Raw genomic sequence first — 18,637 nt, forward strand, 5'->3', positions numbered from 1 at the left:
ATTTAATCATACTCGGCTGTTTTTTGTTACGTAATATGTGTCACATTACGTGAGAATAGCTAATATGTTATTCCCTAGGGAACATTTACATCTTACTATAAAATTTTTCACTTGTGAATAAATTCATTTTTAAAAAGGGCTGTAGTTGCTACTGTAAGCGTTTACAACGAAGCCATTAAGAAGTTACTTATAATTTTCTTACGAACGAAGGAATCATCATGAAAAAATTTCATTTAAGTATTGCGTTTATTTTCATCTTTGGTGCTTTAGGTGGATTGCTATTCGGGTTTGATACTGGGATTATCTCCGGTGCCTCACCTTTAATCGAAAGCAACTTCCATCTTGGAACTGAACAAACTGGATTCATCACTTCATCCGTTTTAATTGGTTCAGCAATCGGTGCCCTATCAATTGGGTTCGCCATTTCATGGGGTCCAATTGCTTGGTTATTAATTGGTGAAATCTTTCCACTATCTGTTCGTGGAATTGAAACTGCCCTTGGATCAGCAACTAACTGGTTTGCAAACTTCATTGTTTCACAATTCTTCCTTACTATCCTAGCTTTATTCCATAACAATGTTGGTGGACCATTCGCCATCTTCGCAGTGTTCTTATTCTTATCATGGTTCTTCGCGGCAAAATTTGTTCCAAAAACTCGGAACAAATCACTTGAATCAATTGAAGAAACATTAGTTAAAAATTACAACAATAAAAAAGATAATAAATAAACACAAAAAACGATTGAATAAAATTCAATCGTTTTTTTGTTGGACTATTTTATTAATTTCTCCAAAAAAATTGTCAGAATCAGTAAATCAGCGGATCCACCTAAACTTAAATTGTGAGTCGCGCATTTATCGCAGAGTTTTTCTAACCGGTCTTTATCTAAACGACCAGTCTCTTGATAATTAGTCACAATTTGTTGCGCATCCGTTTGTACCTGCGTTACCAAATCAGAATTATGCGCCCGTTTAATCAAATTACTATCATAATTATGCGCAATAATTGCCAACAACGCGATTAAATTTCGCTCATTTTGCGGTAATTGAGCTGATTCATAAATTGGTAAGCCGTACTCAATGACTAAGGGAAACCCGGCTTCGGTTTCTCCCCGAATTCCGGTTAAACCTAATTGTTGAAATTGCTTTTGGCCTGCAGTTAACAGACCAGTTGAGGCTTTTTCTAAATCATTTTTCACTAATCCCGTAGTCATTTGTTTTTCAATGTTAATTAAATCAGACACAGTATTAAGTTTTTTTTGATTAGCGTAACCTAATGCCGTTACCATAATTCCTAAGATAAAGACGATTCCTTTATGTGTATTAACGCCATTGGTAGCCGCAAACATAGTCTTTTCTGCTGTGACTCCAATCGGACGTAATTGCCGAAATAATTCGGTTAAATCAGATTCTTGAAATTGATTACCCAAGTTCCAACAGGCTTTGAAATAAGGCATCATCGTCACCGAACTATTGATAAACGTATAGACATTCATATCAGTGTGCCCAGCATTACTAATGGGATCAACTAACCCTGGTTTCGGCCATGTCACCACTTCATCTAACATTGCTTCCACTGCTAGATTAGTTGCTGTTTCGGCATTAGTGGCTAAGATTTTATCATTTTTAATCATCGATTTCCTCAGCATAAATTTCAGAGATTTTATTTTGGAGTTCTGCAACCGAATGTTTTCGACTTCGTGCACATTCTTTCGCGTTTTCGTTGCAAATCAAACATTTTCGGGTCTGCATTCCTAATTCAACTCGAGAATAATGGCCATGTTGTTTGTTTAAAACATCAATATCAAATAAGCGACCATAATTAAGCTGATCTTCAAATTCAATCGCTTGTTTTTTTGCTGACTCGGCATTCATCGTATTCACTAACAATAATTCAGGACCGGCATCCGAATTCAAAGCGACTTTCTTGATTGGTTGGAAGACTGGAACAAACTTAGTGGATCCTGTTTCAAATAAACTTTGTAAAGCAGCATTATTTTTAATGGGGCCGGGAATGTTTAATTTAATCGTAATAATTGTATCATTGGGATAGGTTTCCATTAATCGATTTTGTAATGCATTACGGTGATCTTTATTTTGCAGCACATCAGTAATTGATTGAGGCTTTCCTTCATTAAAAATTGTTTTCATAATACTCCATTCAAAAAGGATCCATCCGAACCTAATCAGATGAATCCTTTTTACTTTAAATTAATCTTTAACTTCTTTGATTGAATCAATAATACTACCATCACGGTATTCAACTAATCCAACTGTTTTATCAGTGTAGTTAAGTGGTTCTTCTTGACCAACGATTTTTTGTGCTTTTTCAGCAAGTTCATCAATCGTGTAAAGGTTAATTCCAGGAATATCTGAAAGTTGTTCTTGAAGATCTTTACGGTTAGGGTTTACGGCAACACCGTAATCAGTAACTAAGACGTCAATTGAACTACCAGGAGTAACTGCTGTATCAACACTCTTAACGATTGAAGGAATTCTTCCACGAGTTAATGGGGCACAAATGATAGTCATTTTAGCCATGGCAGCATCTTGGTGTCCACCAACGGCTCCACGAATCACACCATCTGAACCAGTTAAAACGTTAACATTAAAGTTCGTGTCAATTTCAAGCGCACTTAAGATTGATACGTCAAGTTGATCAACCATGGCACCCTTGTTATCTGGATCAGCATACCAAGAAGCATCAATTTCTTGTTGGTTTTTGTTTTCTTTCATTGAGTTGGCAGCTGCCTTGTCAAAGTCTTGAACATCCATCAACTTACCAATTAAACCTTCTTCAAGTAAGTCAACCATTGGTTTAGTAATTCCACCTAAACCAAATGAAGCCTTGATATTTTGGTCAATCATAGCGTTTCTCAAGTATCTAGTAACGGCTAAAGCTGCACCACCAGAACCAGTTTGAAATGAGAATCCGTCTTTGAAGTAACTTGAGTTAGTAATTACATCACTAACCATGTTAGCAATCTTCAAGTTCTTAGGGTCTTTAGTAAATCTAGTAGCACCTGATCCGATTTTATCTGGATCACCAACTTTATCAACTTCAACCACATAATCAACTTGGGTTTGTTTGATAGAAGCAGGAGTATTTGGATAGTCAACCAAGTTATCAGTTAATAAGACAACTTTGTCAGCATAAGCAGCATCCATTAAGGCGTAACCTAATGAACCAAAGGCTTCTTCCCCATACATACCGTTTGCGTTACCACAACGGTCAGCGTTAGGTACTCCTAAAAAGGCCACGTCAATTTTGATGTCACCATTTTCAATAGCACGAGCACGACCACCATGAGATCTGAAGATTACAGGAGTTTCAAGGGCACCGTGAGAAACGACATCCCCTAATTCACCACGCATCCCTGAAGTAGTAATATTAGTAACCGTTCCATTTTTGATAGCTTTTATAGTAACATCATTCATGGCACCAGTTAAAGAAGAAGGAGCAAGGGTTAAGTTTTTAATTCCTTGTTTCATGATTTCTTCCATCACAGTATTGAAAATAAAGTCACCATTTCTAAAGTGGTGATGGAAAGAAATTGTCATTCCATCTTTTACGTTGTCTTTCACAATTTTAGCAAGGTCATTAGTTACTTTACCATCACCGTCTGAAACGCGGACTTTAGGAGCAGTTCTTTGAATAATTGGATGACCAATTTCAGTAGTTTCAAATGGTTTGTAGTCATATTTCTTCATTAAATCATCTGGTAAAATTCTTCCAAGTTTATTTTCCAATGTAGTGGCCTCCCTTATCTACTAATCCTGATGCTTTGGCAAGCTTCATAACTCTTTCAGCACGCAATGCAACTGGACGATCGACCATTTGACCACCCATTGCAATAACTCCTGAACCAGCAAGTCTTGCATTTTCGATTGCAGTAATTACATTCCTAGCGTTTTCAATTTGTGCCTTAGTTGGTGCAAAGACTTTATTGATAACTGGAATTTGGCGAGGGTTAATAACTGATTTACCATCGTAACCAAGTTCGTGAATGTATTCAGTTTCGTTGATAAGACCTTGAGTATTGTCAACATCAGTGTAAACAGTATCGAAGGCTGCAATTCCAGCGGCACGCGCAGCATTGATAATCATGTTACGAGCAAATTCAAGTTCTTTACCATCAGGGTAACGGTGAGTTTGTAGATCAGTGGTGTAATCTTCGGCTGATAAAGCAACCCCAATCATTCGATCAGAAGCTTTAGCAATTTCAGGAACGTTTAAGACCCCTTCAGCACTTTCAATGGCAGCCATTAAATGAGTTTGACCAACTGGGATACCGAATTGTTTTTCAGCAGCAATCACAAGGTCTTCCATTTCTTTAACCATGCCAGCATTTTCAGTCTTAGGAATTCTAATTACGTCAATTCCAGCTTTAACCATGGCTTTAACATCAGCTTCAAAGAAGTCAGTATCAAGACCGTTAGTTCTAACAACTAATTCGGCATCGCCATAATCAACTGTAGTTAAGGCTTCGTAAACTAAGTTTCTGGCTGAATCTTTTTCGGCTAAAGAAACAGAGTCTTCCAAGTCAAACATAATTGAGTCAGCACCGTAAATTCCGGCATCTTTTAACATTCCAGCATTATTACCGGGAACAAACATCATTGTTCTACGTAAACGATCTTTTTTAAATGTCATATTATAAGACCTCCCAATCTGGTTCTTCACTAGTACCAAGTGAACGTTGAATTGCAGTGATGGTTCTAGCCTTAATTACACAATCAAGGGCACCTTGGTCAACCGCTTTAATGTTGATGTTTTCAATTCCAAATTTGTTAACAATTTCTTCAATTGTTTTAACAATATTATTACCAAATCTTTCCTTTACATCAGATGTAAGGTCAATTTTAATGCCGTCGTTACCTTTACTTACTGTAACTTGAATATCTGATGATTCAAGTGTTCCAGCAATTGCTGTTTTTTTAATTTCCACTGATCTTCATTCCTTTCTTAATCCTATCCTGCAATACTTGCTTGTTTTTAATAATAAAATCATAAGTTGTTGGCGGAACCAATGCTTTGATTTTAGCAATTTCATCGTTAGCGATTGCTAAACGAACCGTCCGAGCAGAAACTATTTCACCATTATTATCATCACATAATCGTGGAATAACATTTACCTGAACATCGGGAGGCAAAACTTCTTCAAGTACTTCGTTATAAATCTTGGTCGTTCTTGACTCCGGTTCAGTTCCCAAATATCTGGTTGAAATTGATAATTGCTTAGCAATCCATTGCTTAAATACTAACGCATCAATGGTAGTTTGATAAACAATTTTGTCGTTTTCATAACTTAAAAAGTAAGCAGGAAAAGTTGCATAACTCACTAAATAATCTCCACCAGGAACAACTACGACATTATCTAAGTCTTTGGTTCCAGCTTTAATCATTTCCGTGCGTTCTTTGGTCGTAAATAATGACTTATCAGTACTTACTACAAAAACGTAAACGTGGTCACTGTTTTTAGCAGCTTGTTCAATCAAATAACGATGCCCATTAGTAAATGGGTTCGCATTCATGACAATCGCACCAATTTTTTCGGTGTCTTTAAACTTCGGTAAGTCTGCCAAATAACTGGTAATGCTTTGATCCCCAGTTTCCAAAAAGGCAGCATCATCACTTTTAACAATTAAAGAAAAGCCAACTTGTTCAAAACTCTTACAATACTTGGGTTTGGTAAACACCAGCACGTGGAAAATATCTTTTTGTGCTAAAATGTTGAGCAATTCTGAAATGACACGGTTAAATAACGCTCCGTTGTTACTACTTTTATTACAAACCGCAATGTACTTTAAAATATTACCTGCGTATGAACCAGTTGCAATTAATTGATTATTTTCAAATAATCCAATCGTTCCATCTAAAGGATCAGTTTCAACTGAACTAAAATTACCAATTCCGAGTGATTTTAAAAAAGCACTCCATTGTTCAAATTGATCTGGATCTTTTAAGTTGAGGTTTCTCAGTTCTAAATTATTCATTAATCACTACATTCCCATCAAAAGATACTTTAATGATTAGCACTGTAATCTTCAATTGACTTAGTAACAGTTGGTACAACCTTTTTATCAAAGACTCCTGGAACAATTTCATCAGGAGTTGGGTTTGGAATCAAGTCTGCTAAAGCACGAGCAACTACTTCTTCAATTTGATAAGTAACCTTCTTGATACCTGTTTCTAGTAATCCTTTAAATAATCCTGGGAAAGCTAAAATATTATTAACTTGGTTAGGGTATTTACCTGAACCAGTAGCTACGACAGCAGCACCTGCTTCTTTGGCAACCTTAGGATCAATTTCAGGAACTGGATTGGCAAGGGCAAAAATAATTGGATCTTTAGCCATGCGGCTAACTTGGTCAACAGACAGAACGTTGGCAACTGACAATCCGATAAAGACATCTTGACCGTCAATTACGTCGTCTAAAGTATTTCCTTCTGTACCAATTGATTCTTTAGCAAGGTCAACTTGATATTTATTGTAGTTACCACTATCAGGTTTAACAACACCGTCAATATCAACTAAAGTAAGGTGCTTAATCCCTACTTTATTTAAGAGACGAGCAGTTGCAACTCCAGAAGCACCAACTCCGTTAATCAACACTTTTAAATCAGTCAACTTTTTGTTAACCACTTTAGCAGCATTAATTAATCCGGCAAGTACGACAATTGCAGTTCCTTCTTGGTCATCATGATAAACAGGAATATCTAATTCCTTGCTCAATGCTTCTTCTAATTCAAAACATTTAGGTGCGGCGATATCTTCAAGATGAATTCCGGCAAACGACAATGAAATTGCTTTAAGATTTTCTTTCATTGTGTTGGCATCACTAGGATTAATGGCAATTGGTAAAGCATCAACACCAGCTAAATCCTTGTATAGCAAGGCTTTTGCTTCAATAACTGGTAATCCTGCAGCAGGTCCAATGTTACCTAGTCCCAAAATAGCAGTTCCATCAGAAACAACCCCAACTAATTTACCACTCATTGTGTACTTATCTTTCAAAGTAGGGTCTTTTTCAATTGCTTTAGAGATTTTGGCAACACCTGGAGTGTAAGCTTCACCCAATTCTTTTTTGTTTGAAACATCAAAATCAGATTCGATACCTAAAACTCCGGTATGTTTTGCATGTATCTTAAAAATTTCTTCATCCATTCAGTAATTACCTCCCTTTTTAGTATCCATTTTTATTATAAACTACTTTATTACTAATTTAATTATCCAAATAAGGAAACGAAAATCCCGGCCATTACTAACATAATCGCTCCACCGAGTCGGTTACCCATTTGAGCAAAACCGATTAAGTTCATCCGGTCACAGGCTGCTAAAACAGAAATGTTTCCGGCACCACCCATTGAGTTGTTGATCATACCAGCAGTAATTGCTGATTCGACTGGGTAAAGTCCAAATAATTTTCCAAAAAGAGCAGCTGCAATGGAAATTGAAATTAAACTTGTTAATACTAGAAGAACAAATTGCCAGGTTAATGAGTGAGTTAAAATAACTAAATCTAATTTAGTCAAACCAACCCCAGCCAATAGGGCATGTGTTAAGTTCTTAGTGATTGAACTACTAAATGTAACTGCTGATTCTTCATAGTATTTAGGTAGCCAACCAGTTGCTTTAACGATAATTACCAATAAAATCAAGAAAGCATATTCATTAATCTTAGGGAAAAGTCCGTTAAGCATAATTGCAATCATGAAAAATGAAAGAGCAAAAACTAATCCAACTCCCATTTTTTGGAAATCAATTTTAGGATTAATTCGAACTTTTTTATCAGTATCGCCAGGTAGCATAACTCCGTGACCATTAAACTTACTGTGTTCTGCTAATTTAGATAGAAGACCAGCGCCAACAATGGCAAAGATATTTCCTAAAATAACAGCAGGTAGTAAGTTTGATAAATAGTCAGCAGCAGTTCCACCCATAGCATTGTGATAAATTTGAGATAGCGGAATCGCACCTGCACCAATCCCTCCACCCATGACTGGGAAGGCAACGTTTAAAGCACCATATCTAAAACCTTTTCCAATTAATTGAGACATTCCAATTGTAACGAAGAAGGCAATAGCCATTGATAAAAAGGCCACTGGTAAAAATCTAATTGATGCCTTCAAAAGTACATTTCGATCCATTCCTAAAATGGCACCGACAATCAATGAAACAATGAAGAAGTCAATAAAATCAGTCTTTGTGACAAATGTATCAACTGTAACAACGACTGATTTAGGGACGATTCCCGTCAAAGCTAAAATTGCGCAACCGAATAATACAAAAACTGCACCACCACCTAAATAACTTTTAAAAATAGGAAGGTGTGAACCTAAGTAATATAAAACGTTTCCTAAAATAATCATTGCAAACAATGCACCCATCATATTCTTAGGTAGCAAGTTAAAGTTTAGAACTAATAAAAAGATTATTGCAGAAAGTGCATAAGCAATTAAACCCATTCCATCAATCTTAATACTTTCAAGTTTATTTACTATATTTTTCATAGCAGTATCCTCCAAATTTGTGAATAATTAAACAATCATCTATCTAATTATATGTGTTATTAATCACAATGTAAACAGTTCTATTCATAGATTACCACTAAATTTTACTTAACATTGTTGTGTGAAACATATCGTATAATTAACAAATAGTGATATTATTAAACTATTACTGAGGAGGAATTTGCAATGACCCAAAAATATAAAAAAGTTGTTTTAATTGGAAATGGGGCCGTTGGTTCTGCCTATGCATTTGCAATGGTTCAGCAAGGATTAGCTGAAGAATTTGTAATTGTAACTAGACATAAAGAACGAGCAGTTGGAGATGCACTTGATTTAGAAGATGCTACTCCCTTTACTTCTCCAACTAAAATATACGCTGGAGAATATTCTGATTGTAAAGATGCCGATTTGGTTGTCATTACAGCCGGTGCCCCTCAAAAGCCAGGTGAAACTCGCTTAGATTTAGTTAATAAAAACCTTAGAATTTTAGCAACCATCGTTAAACCAATTGTTGCTTCTGGTTTTACTGGGATTTTCTTAGTTGCATCTAATCCCGTTGATATCCTAGCATACGCTACTCAAAAATTATCAGGATTCCCCAAATCTCGAGTAATTGGTTCTGGAACTTCTCTTGATACTGGTCGTTTCCAAGTCGCTATTGCCGATAAATTTAATTTAGCTCCCGAAAGTGTCAATACTTATGTTTTAGGTGAACATGGAGATTCAGAATTCGCCGACTTAGACGAAGCTACAATCGGAAATGTTCCATTATTAGATTACGCTGCTAAACGTGGTGTATCTAAGGAAGATTTATTAGAATTAGAAGATAAAACTCGCAATAAAGCATACTCAATCATTAACAAAAAAGGTGCAACTTTTTATGGAGTTGCTTCTGCTTTAATGAGAATTTCACGCGCCATTTTACGTAATGAAAATGCTGTTTTAGCAATTGGTGCTCCTATTGAAGGCCAATATGGACTAGATGATTTATATCTAGGGACTCCCGCTGTCATTAACGCTCAAGGAATTGCTTCAGTTATTGAAATTCCACTTAGTCAAAACGGAATTAACCAAATGCAAGCATCCGCTAAAGAAATTAAAGAAATCATCAAAGATAGTATCGAATAATTTAAACCAAGTAAAAAACTCGCACATCGAATTCGATGTGCGAGTTTTTTTATTCGTTAGCCTGAATGATAGTTAAGTTTCCTTTGAAACAATAATTTTTAATTGGTGTAGGCATGATAAAAGTCATTCCCGTTTCAATTTGGTATTCTTGATTATCACACACTAGTGTTTCTGAGCCTTCAGTTACCACATTAATTGAATAATGCTGGTGGGTGATTTGCGTTTTCCCAACCACTTTAATTCTACTAATTTGAAAATATGGAGAACGTAAGATACTAGTGATGGCTGGATTATCGAAATCAACGACTGGCTGAGTAAGTTTTTCGTCAGGAATATGATTAGGAAAATTAGTAACTGCAATTGCCTTATCAATTTGAATAGGACGCTGTTTACCAGTTACAGGGTCGATTCTTGCAAAATCATAAAAACGTAACGTATTATCAGAACTTTGTTCAATTTCTAAAGCAACAATTCCAGCACCTAAAGCATGTAATGTCCCAGCTGGCACATAAATTAAGTCACCTGGTTTTACTTTAATCGTAGTTAACAGACTCCCCAATTGATGGTTTTTAATATCTTTTTGCATTTCAGCTGCTGATTGCGCTTGATGACCATAGTAAGCCACTGAATCAGGCTTGGCAGCTAAAATATACCAACATTCTGTTTTCCCATTTGGCTCCGCAAAAAACTTACGGGCATTTTCATCATTTGGATGAACTTGAATAGAAAGACTTTGTTGTGCATCCAGCATTTTAACCAATAAGGGAAATGATTGATCTGGACGGTGATTATCAAACAATTGTGGTTAATCATTCCAAACATGTTTTAAAGTTTGTCCTTGATAAGGGCCATTAACAATTTGAGATAAATCATCGCCATATGCTGATGCCAACCAGGCTTCTCCGGTATTATCGGATGGAATGGCTAGATTGAATTTTTTTAGATTCGTACCACCCCACATTTTTTGATGAAAAATTGGTTTTAAAAAAAGTGGTGCAATTTTAGTTTATTTATTCATAGTTTGCCTCTTTAGATTAAATTATTTTCTAATCAAGCACAGCATAACATGTAATCGCTTTCATTATTTCTTTTTAGCCTATTTTTTGTAACCACTGTAACATTTCTTCATTAAATACAGCTGATTGTTCGACCATCACCAGATGACCTGCATTTTCAACTAAAGTGGCTGTAACCTGACTTGATAAAGTTTCGCTTAAGTTAGCAAATTTTGGATTGAAGTAAGGAGAATCAGCCCCACTGACAATTAAGAGGGGACAGTCCAAATGCACAATCACACTCCGCCAGTCTTGGGTGGCATGATCAATTAAAAACGGAAAGTTTAATTCTGCATCATACGGAAAATCAGCTTTTAATTGTTGAATTTGCTTAAAGATTTGATCATCAATATTGCAATGAGTGGCTTTGCCAAAGGGTTGTGCTAACGCAAAGTGGAAATCATCCCACGTAATGTCTTTAAACCCATATTGCCACGTTTCGTCATTAATCATTTTTGGACTTTGGTCAACATCAATAATCCCACGTAATTGGGATGAGCCAAATAAGGAAACATAGGCAAAAATCGTCGAGGCTCCCATTGAATTTCCCATTAAAATGGAGTCAGTAATTTCCAATTTTTGTTGTAACTCATATAAATCCATCGCATGCCGAGAAATTCGTAGTCCTTGATTGGTATGTTCTGACTTTCCTTGGTTACGGGCATCAATGTTAATTACCCGATAATGATTTTCCACTAAAGCAGCAATCGTTTTTTTCCAGTATTCTTTGTAGGCTCCGATACCTGAAAGAATCATGACTACCGGATCAGATTTTGCCCCAAAATCATCATAATCTAATTCAATTTGATCTGAAGTATAAAATTTCATTTGTCTATCCTTTAAAGTATGCTTTGATAACTGGTTTCATTTGCTTAAATAATTTCGCTTGATTAGTCGCAATTTTTCCATTCCTATTAATTTGGATCCACCCCTGTGAATCAGCACTAGCTAGTTTAATGTAATTAATTTCAGGATTCTTTTCCCGCAAATAATCAAGTGTATATTCACTATCTAAAACTTTATCAATCTTAGTGTTTAAACTAACGTTTTCTGCATGATTAAACAAACCCACATGTATGACATGGACGTGACAACGATCAACTAATAAATAGGCCAAATCCAAAAGAACTTGATTGTTAAAAATTTCTTTGCGTTTTAACTTAAAATAAGTAGCACTCATAGTGATGCTCCTTTCATTTAATTACTGATCATCATAATTTTTCCGTTTCAACTGACTAAAACGAATTCTCGTTCCAATATTTTTAATTCCATCTAATTGAAGATGATTTTGAATTCCACTATTTAACTTATCCAAAAGCTTACCCAATTGGCGTTGTTCTTCGTCATTTAAATAGTCTATATATTCGGGAATTTGAACTACTCCCACTTAGCTAAGCCTACGGCTTGACGCTTGAAGTGGGAGATTCTGGGAACATCGCATACTTACTCTACCGGTTCTAAGTGAACTTTCGAGCAGAGGTTACGATTATTGACCAAGGCCCGTCCCAGGCCTAAATAGCTTAATTATTGGGTAGCTAACCCCTTTTTCAGAATTACTTGAGCTGCATTGATATCGCGATCTAGGTGGGTCCCGCAGTTGGGACAATCCCATTCACGAACATCTAACCATTCCGATTTATCTAAACCTAACCGATGGTTGCTTTTCCCACAGTTAATACAGATTTGACTAGTATATGCTGGATTAACCTGAATGAGTTTTTTACCGTACCAATCACATTTATACTGCAAGATACTAACTAGCTTAGACCAACTAGCGTTGGTAATCGCTCGAGCTAGTTTATGATTTTTCAACATGCCCTTAATGTTAAGTTTTTCTAGCACAATGATGTCATATTGTTTAACTAACTTGGTTGTGAACTTTTGTAACTGATCCAACCGTTGGTTGGCGATTTTTTGACGATATTTAGCAACCATGACACGAGCTTTTTGGTAGTTTTTGAAGTCGTCTAATTGCCGTGGAGCTAAGACCTTATTGTGATAATCCCAAGCAATGGCTTGTTTAGCTAATAGGTAGCGTCGACTGCGCAACTTTTCCCAATGGTGTAGCTTCTTACGATACTTATCTTCAAAATGGTGAATTGGCTCTTTGTAACCGTCGGATAGATTAAGTAATGATTTTAATCCTAAATCACCACCAACGCGCTTACCGGTCTTAGCTAATGTTTGGTTTTCGCATTCAGTTAAAACGGTAATGTAGTATTGATTAGCAACAGTTAGGCGAACAGTAACGTTCTTGATTTTGCCTTGTGGCAAACGTCCTGATCGAAAGTAAACTACCCCTAATTTAGGCAACTTAATATGGTGATTGTCAATCACTTTAATGTTGTGGTTAACACATTTCGAGTTATAGCTCTGTGCATACTTTCGTGACTTAAAGTGTGGAAACTTATTTTGCCCTTTAAAAAAACGCTGAAAGGCGTCGGCTAGATTGCGATTAGTACTTTGCAAGGATGTTGATTCTGCTTGCTTCAACCAGGGATATTCTTCTTTTAATCGTTTTAGAAGATTGTTCATGCCAAAGGCATTGACAAACTTGGCTTCTGGATTGTTCTTTTGCCGCTCAATTTGCATATTAAGCATCTGATTCCACACAAAACGAGCGCAACCGAAGGTTTGCATTAAACGGTCACGTTGCTCGGAATTAGGATATATACGCATTTTCACGGCTTTAAGAACCATTACTTTCTCCCTTGACTTTCAATGTACTTTTTTACTACTTCTAACGGTGCACCACCAGTACTAATTAAACAATAGCTTTGGGTCCAAAAAGCGGATTTCCACAACTGACGCTTAATTTCTGGAAATAGTTTCTTAACCATTCGAGAACTTGATGATTTATAAGCGTTCAGGAACTTAGCCATCTCCGTATGCGGTGTTGCGCGGAACAAGACATGAACATGGTCAATATCATGGTTCCACTCTTGAAGATTAATACCATAAGACTGACCAACTACTACAAAACGATGTTTCAGATACTCAGATATTTCATCGTTAATGACTTTACGCCGATATTTAACAACCATTACTAAATGATAATTGAGTAGATATACTGAGTGCTGATTTCTATCTAATTCTATTGTTATCACCACGATTCTTTAACATATACTAAATATACCATAGCGCAAAAGAAAAAGCACTATCGTGCTTTAAGGAGGCGATTCATCCCCCACTTGTCGAAGTGGGGGTATTCTCGCCAATTATGGATAAAATAAGCTCTTTTTAGCTTCTTTACGTCCCTTTTCAGTTAACTCAATTAATTGTACTCGACCATCCGTTGGTGATTTAGTCTTGGTTAAATAGCCCTTTTTTTGCAGCTTAGTTACAAATTCATTCGTGGCTTGCACGCTAATGCCTAACCGCAGCGACAATTCCTTTTGCGAAATGTTATCACCCTCACTCAACGCAATTAAAATCTTATTTTGTCCCTTAAAGACCGGTGAATGTCGTTCTGCTTGTTCATTGGCAATATCTTGTAAAGCTGAAAACTCATATAATTTAGCTGCTAATCGGTGTTTTTCAAGCATTTCATCCATAGTCTCACTCCTCAATGATTCTCAATAGTTCAATTATACCAATCAAAATAAGATTCAAGCAGTAAAACAAATTTGATAATTTAATCAAGGACCCTTACAACAATTTTAGTCAAGGACCCTTAACATAATTAAAAAACAGAAAGGAAAACTTATGTCAGAAAAATATGCTGTTCAAGTTAACCATTTAAGTAAAACTTTTAACCAAAAGAAAGTCGTCGATGATATCTCATTTAACATTAAACCAGGAGAAATCTTCGCCTTATTAGGATCAAACGGAGCGGGGAAAACAACCACGTTCAGAATGATGACCACCCTTTTAAAGCCAACTAGTGGATCAATTACCATCATGGGTTATGATACACAAAAAGAACCCCAAAAGGTCCGTTCCTTATTTGGGTTAACTTCCCAAGATGCCTCAATTGATAAAGATTTATCGGCTCGTGAAAATGGTCGGATACGGAACCCCAAATGAACTTAAAGCAAAAGTGGGAAATGAAAAATTAAACCTTAAGTTTGAAGATGAAAATCAAGCAGAAAAAGCCGTACAAAGCATTCAATCTGATTTAAAAGAAAAAGTACAACAAAATGGAAACTCAGTCGTCATTCCAATTAGTGACATCAATGAAGTTCCCATCATTCTTCATCAACTTACCCAAGCTAATCTCAAAATCAGTGATCTTAACGTTAAACAACCTTCAATGGATGATGTGTTCTTCGCTATGACTGTTGGAAAAGACTAATTAAAAAGGAGAAAAAATATGAAGAATCTAATTTCAAATACTGCAACGATTGCTTATCGCAATCTCTTAAAAACCTTACACAATCCCGATGAATTACTAGATGTCATCGTGCAACCAAGTCCTCTTTATGTTGATGTTTGGTTATCTTTTCGGGGGTGCCATTGCGGGAAACGTGCATAATTATCTCCCAATTATTGTCCCCGGAATTTTAATGCAAGCTTTACTTTCTGCCGCATCTGGTACCCAAATCAGTGAAGACATGCATACCGGGATTTATAACCGATTTAAATCGTTGCCAATTTCAAACCTTGCACCGCTAGCTGGTCAATTAGTGGCTGATATCTTACGACTTGTCGTAGCAGCAATTGCCTCTTTAGCAACTGGATATCTCATGGGATGGCGTCCAGCTGCCGGTTTTGGCTGGGTAGTCATCGTCGTTTTGTTAGACGTTTTTCTTGGTTGGACAATCAGCTGGATCTTTGCTTTTTACGGTCTCATCGCTAAAAGCACGACCATGGTCGAAAGTATCTCTTTAATGACGATGCTAATTTTAATCTTTTTATCAAATGCCTTTGTACCAGTCAAAACTTTGCCTAATTTTATGAAAGTTATCGTACATTTAAACCCGGTAACTTACGTGATTAGTGCATCACGGACCATGCTAAATCAAGGAATTTGGTCAAACGAAGCCTGGATTATTTTTGGAGCTGGTGTTCTTATCATTGCAATTTTTGCTCCCCTAACAGTTTTGGTTTATAACCACAAAAGTTAATTATTTGGCTTGCAAACCTTCCACGTAAACAGTTTTAATATCATTTTGCGTAGTCGCGTACATTAGATTTTCAAAAATATCATCAGAAGTAGCTGGTTGGAATGGTTTAGGTTGATTTTCGACAATTTGTAAGTCAGCTAAATAACCAGGTTTAAGCTCACCAGTTGGTAGATTAATGGCTTTTGCTCCTCCAACCGTTGCAAGGTAAAAAGCTGTTTTAGCTGTAATGCGACTATCTGGAACCCCACGTTTTTGTGCATCAATTCTAGTATCGACTCCACTTTGCAATTGTTGTGAAGATAAAATTGACTGTTTCACATTATCGTACATGTTAGGTGAAAAGCCACCTGAAATATCTGTTCCTAAACCAAGATTAACATGATGATTTAAAATCCTTTTGACAGGTAAAATTCCATCACCAAAATACACATTTGAAATTGGACAATGTGAAACTGTAACCCCATTTGTTTCAAATAAGTTTAAATCAGAATCATTCAACAACGTTCCGTGGGCCATAATACTGCGATTATTCATTAAACCACATTCATCTAAAACAGTTGCGTCACGTTTTCCATATTTTTCCAGCGCATAACCATTTTCCCAGTTACTTTCACTACAGTGAGATTGAATGGGTAAATCATATTGATTAGCTAAATTAGCTAGTCCGCGTAAGGCTTCCAGACTACAACTAGGTAGAAATCTAGGAGTAATTACTGGAGTTTGTTTAATCATATTCGTTTGATTTTGTTGTTGTAATTCATCAATAAAACGTTTGGTTTTAGCAATACTGTCAGCGGCAGATTTGTCAAGATAATATTCTGGATTCATATCAGGATCATCCATTGCAACTTGTCCAATCAATCCCCGTTGCCGATTTTTATTACACATTTTCGCTAAAACTAGGTTTGATTCTGGATAAATGGTTCCAAAGTAGACCGCGGTGGTTGTCCCAAAATCTACTAAATTTTTCGTTAAATTATCATAAACTTTTTCTGAAAATGACAAATCTTGATACTTAGCTTCTAACGGAAAGGTGTATTCGTTAAGCCATTCACTTAGTGGCTTATCTAAAGCTAATCCTGCATTAGGCCATTGGGGAGCATGAATATGGGTATCAATAAATCCTGGTAAAAAATATTGATTTTCGGATAATTCAACTAATTTATTTTGAGACTTTGCTAGTTGTAAAAGTGATGCATAATCATCATCATGTTGATTGATAATTTTTTCAATTTTTCCTTGATCATTAACTACAATTAAAACCTGATTTAAAAATTCAATTTCTGTTTTGCTGGCTGAAGTATATCCCGATCCCTTAATTGCTAATCTCATTAGATAAATCTTTCTATAAAAATAGCACAATGCTTTTCGGCATTGTGCTATTTAATTTTAATTTATTTTTCTTCTTGTAATCGTTTAGGCATAATTTGATTTAAAATCACACAAGCAATGGCTGCAACAGCAACTGGTGATTCAAGAACATATTGAATCATTTGAGGAGCCGCTTTAACTGTTGATGCTGGAATCAAAATCATAGCCATGGTAAGAATAATTGGCATTCCCACAACATATAGATCACGTTCAGTAGTGCGAATTCCCTTGATAACTTTCAATCCGTTTAACATTATTGTGGCACAGATAATCGCAAATACTCCACCAATTACAGGAGCAGGAATTGCCGATAAGAAAGCAGAAACTTTACCTAAGAATCCAAGAGCAATGAACCAAATTCCGGCACTAATGAAAACTTTTTTACTGGCAATTCCAGTAATTGAAATAACACCGGCATTAGTTGAATAACTAGTAACTGGGGTACTTCCAAGTAAAGCAGAAATAATACAACTAATTCCTTCACCAATGATTCCACGATTCCATTGTTTAGGAGTAATTTTTTCATCAGTAACGGCACTCATAGCGAACCAAGTACCAGTTGTTTCAGCCGTAATAACTGCGTAAATAACAATGAAAGTTAAAATGGCAGAGAAGTTAAATTGCATTCCATAATGGAAAACGTTAAAACTTGGGAAAGTGAACCATTTTGCTTGAGAAACAACTTTCCAATCAAAGAGTCCCATCATAGTTGCAGTAATTGTTCCAGCTGCAAGAGCTAAAATAATTGAGCCAACTTTAAAGAAATGTTTAGCTTTGGGGAAATAAAGACCCAAGAAAACTGCGAATAGAAGAACAACCCCTGTTACAGAAGCCAAAATAATGTTTTGGTTAATGTGACCAGGTGCCTTGAAGATATTATCATTTAAGGCACCTGGCATTAAGGAAAGCCCCACACTTGTGATAATGGTTCCCCCAACAATGGAAGGAACTAGCACATTAATTACTTTTTGGAAAATTCCTGTCATTCCAAGTAAGACCATTAATAAGGCTCCGACTACTAATGATCCGATAACGGTGGCCATTCCACCTTTAGCACCACTAGCAAGGTAAACACCTACAATTGCACCAATTGGAACAAATGATGGACCAGCAGAAATTGGCATTTTCATGAAGAATTTAGTTTGAAGAATCGTACCAATTCCGGCAGCTATGAAAGTTGCTTGAATCAAACTCATTTTTTCAGCGACACCCATTGCCAATAATCCGGCAATAATTACAGGTGGCACATAAACATCCATTGCTAAAACGTGTTGTAAACCTAGTAGTATAGACTGTCCTGTTGGAACTTTATCATTTGGACCATAAATTAATGAACTTTCACTATCTGTTTTCGCCATTGATCATCCCCCCCTTTTTAGTTAACGATTTCCAATAAAACTATAATAACATTCGTATTTAATTTTGTAAACAAGCATTTTTAATATTAAATTTGAATATGCTTCGACTTTAAACGAATGATTGTAAAAAAAGAACCCTAAGAAG

At 36.1% G+C, this 18,637-nt stretch carries 22 protein-coding genes and 1 pseudogene; 5 read left to right on the plus strand and 18 right to left on the minus strand.

Going from position 1 to position 18,637, the window contains the following annotated elements:
- Window positions 1–218: 218 nt before the first annotated feature.
- Window positions 219–728, plus strand: coding sequence for an MFS transporter (locus PY770_RS07185; protein WP_103428588.1), 510 nt, complete (start codon window positions 219–221; stop codon window positions 726–728).
- Window positions 729–772: 44 nt separating this feature from the next.
- Here PY770_RS07185 and citG read toward each other — a convergent pair whose 3' ends face one another.
- From citG to PY770_RS06800, 8 genes are all read right to left on the minus strand, one after another.
- Complete coding sequence (gene citG / locus PY770_RS06765; RefSeq protein ID WP_103450555.1) at window positions 773–1,633, minus strand: triphosphoribosyl-dephospho-CoA synthase CitG; 861 nt, start codon at window positions 1,631–1,633, stop codon at window positions 773–775.
- On the minus strand, window positions 1,626–2,150 hold the full coding sequence (gene citX, locus PY770_RS06770) for a citrate lyase holo-[acyl-carrier protein] synthase (protein WP_041817977.1): 525 nt from the start codon (window positions 2,148–2,150) through the stop codon (window positions 1,626–1,628). The genes citG and citX overlap by 8 nt, the downstream gene beginning before the upstream one ends.
- A gap of 60 nt (window positions 2,151–2,210) precedes the next feature.
- Window positions 2,211–3,749, minus strand: coding sequence for a citrate lyase subunit alpha (citF, locus tag PY770_RS06775; RefSeq protein WP_103428586.1), 1,539 nt, complete (start codon window positions 3,747–3,749; stop codon window positions 2,211–2,213).
- Window positions 3,739–4,653, minus strand: a complete 915-nt coding sequence (citE, locus tag PY770_RS06780; RefSeq protein ID WP_163601058.1) for a citrate (pro-3S)-lyase subunit beta — start codon at window positions 4,651–4,653, stop codon at window positions 3,739–3,741. The genes citF and citE overlap by 11 nt, the downstream gene beginning before the upstream one ends.
- A gap of 1 nt (window position 4,654) precedes the next feature.
- Complete coding sequence (gene citD, locus PY770_RS06785; RefSeq protein WP_275045900.1) at window positions 4,655–4,948, minus strand: citrate lyase acyl carrier protein; 294 nt, start codon at window positions 4,946–4,948, stop codon at window positions 4,655–4,657.
- Window positions 4,938–5,996, minus strand: a complete 1,059-nt coding sequence (gene citC, locus PY770_RS06790) for a [citrate (pro-3S)-lyase] ligase (RefSeq protein WP_163601057.1) — start codon at window positions 5,994–5,996, stop codon at window positions 4,938–4,940. The genes citD and citC overlap by 11 nt, the downstream gene beginning before the upstream one ends.
- Before the next feature lie 29 nt (window positions 5,997–6,025).
- Window positions 6,026–7,168: an NAD(P)-dependent malic enzyme gene (locus PY770_RS06795; RefSeq protein WP_163601056.1), complete on the minus strand. Its 1,143-nt coding sequence runs from the start codon at window positions 7,166–7,168 to the stop codon at window positions 6,026–6,028.
- Between the two features lie 62 nt (window positions 7,169–7,230).
- Entirely contained in the window at window positions 7,231–8,514 is a 1,284-nt protein-coding gene (locus PY770_RS06800; RefSeq protein ID WP_139555048.1) for a 2-hydroxycarboxylate transporter family protein, read from the minus strand.
- Window positions 8,515–8,700: 186 nt separating this feature from the next.
- Between PY770_RS06800 and PY770_RS06805 the strand changes: the two genes are divergently transcribed.
- Window positions 8,701–9,642: an L-lactate dehydrogenase gene (locus PY770_RS06805; RefSeq protein ID WP_139555047.1), complete on the plus strand. Its 942-nt coding sequence runs from the start codon at window positions 8,701–8,703 to the stop codon at window positions 9,640–9,642.
- A gap of 49 nt (window positions 9,643–9,691) precedes the next feature.
- Here PY770_RS06805 and PY770_RS06810 read toward each other — a convergent pair whose 3' ends face one another.
- From PY770_RS06810 to PY770_RS06845, 8 genes are all read right to left on the minus strand, one after another.
- Window positions 9,692–10,441, minus strand: a complete 750-nt coding sequence (locus PY770_RS06810; RefSeq protein WP_163601055.1) for a type I phosphomannose isomerase catalytic subunit — start codon at window positions 10,439–10,441, stop codon at window positions 9,692–9,694.
- A gap of 6 nt (window positions 10,442–10,447) precedes the next feature.
- Window positions 10,448–10,603, minus strand: a complete 156-nt coding sequence (locus PY770_RS06815) for a hypothetical protein (protein WP_275045901.1) — start codon at window positions 10,601–10,603, stop codon at window positions 10,448–10,450.
- 130 nt (window positions 10,604–10,733) lie between these two features.
- Complete coding sequence (locus tag PY770_RS06820) at window positions 10,734–11,525, minus strand: alpha/beta fold hydrolase (protein ID WP_103428579.1); 792 nt, start codon at window positions 11,523–11,525, stop codon at window positions 10,734–10,736.
- Window positions 11,526–11,529: 4 nt separating this feature from the next.
- Window positions 11,530–11,877: a hypothetical protein gene (locus tag PY770_RS06825; protein ID WP_014082519.1), complete on the minus strand. Its 348-nt coding sequence runs from the start codon at window positions 11,875–11,877 to the stop codon at window positions 11,530–11,532.
- A 21-nt stretch (window positions 11,878–11,898) separates the two neighbouring features.
- Entirely contained in the window at window positions 11,899–12,084 is a 186-nt protein-coding gene (locus tag PY770_RS06830; RefSeq protein WP_275045902.1) for a hypothetical protein, read from the minus strand.
- Between the two features lie 137 nt (window positions 12,085–12,221).
- The gene (locus PY770_RS06835; protein ID WP_275045903.1) at window positions 12,222–13,397 is read right to left on the minus strand and encodes an RNA-guided endonuclease TnpB family protein; all 1,176 of its coding nucleotides are present in this window, start codon (window positions 13,395–13,397) and stop codon (window positions 12,222–12,224) included.
- A complete protein-coding gene (gene tnpA, locus PY770_RS06840) occupies window positions 13,397–13,795 on the minus strand; it encodes an IS200/IS605 family transposase (RefSeq protein WP_014081459.1) in 399 nt (132 codons plus the stop codon). Before tnpA ends, PY770_RS06835 begins: the two co-directional genes overlap by 1 nt.
- 120 nt (window positions 13,796–13,915) lie before the next feature.
- Window positions 13,916–14,251 carry a MarR family winged helix-turn-helix transcriptional regulator gene (locus PY770_RS06845; RefSeq protein WP_275045904.1) on the minus strand — a complete coding sequence of 112 codons (336 nt, stop codon included), beginning with the start codon at window positions 14,249–14,251 and terminating at the stop codon, window positions 13,916–13,918.
- 151 nt (window positions 14,252–14,402) lie between these two features.
- On the opposite strand from PY770_RS06845, the gene PY770_RS06850 reads away from it, so the two are divergent.
- The 3 genes and pseudogenes from PY770_RS06850 to PY770_RS06860 all read left to right on the plus strand — a co-directional run bounded on the left by PY770_RS06850 (window position 14,403) and on the right by PY770_RS06860 (window position 15,763).
- The gene (locus tag PY770_RS06850) at window positions 14,403–14,723 is read left to right on the plus strand and encodes an ATP-binding cassette domain-containing protein (RefSeq protein WP_225362085.1); all 321 of its coding nucleotides are present in this window, start codon (window positions 14,403–14,405) and stop codon (window positions 14,721–14,723) included.
- A complete protein-coding gene (locus PY770_RS06855) occupies window positions 14,698–14,991 on the plus strand; it encodes a DUF4162 domain-containing protein (protein ID WP_056958192.1) in 294 nt (97 codons plus the stop codon). Before PY770_RS06850 ends, PY770_RS06855 begins: the two co-directional genes overlap by 26 nt.
- Window positions 14,992–15,009: 18 nt before the next feature.
- Window positions 15,010–15,763, plus strand: a pseudogene (locus PY770_RS06860) (ABC transporter permease).
- Here PY770_RS06860 and guaD read toward each other — a convergent pair.
- On the minus strand, window positions 15,764–17,095 hold the full coding sequence (gene guaD, locus PY770_RS06865) for a guanine deaminase (protein ID WP_163601235.1): 1,332 nt from the start codon (window positions 17,093–17,095) through the stop codon (window positions 15,764–15,766).
- Between the two features lie 62 nt (window positions 17,096–17,157).
- Complete coding sequence (locus tag PY770_RS06870; protein ID WP_275045905.1) at window positions 17,158–18,492, minus strand: uracil-xanthine permease family protein; 1,335 nt, start codon at window positions 18,490–18,492, stop codon at window positions 17,158–17,160.
- Window positions 18,493–18,637: the final 145 nt, after the last annotated feature.

Source organism: Fructilactobacillus sanfranciscensis (assembly GCF_029023685.1).
In the GTDB taxonomy this organism is placed as follows: Bacteria; Bacillota; Bacilli; order Lactobacillales; family Lactobacillaceae; genus Fructilactobacillus; species Fructilactobacillus sanfranciscensis.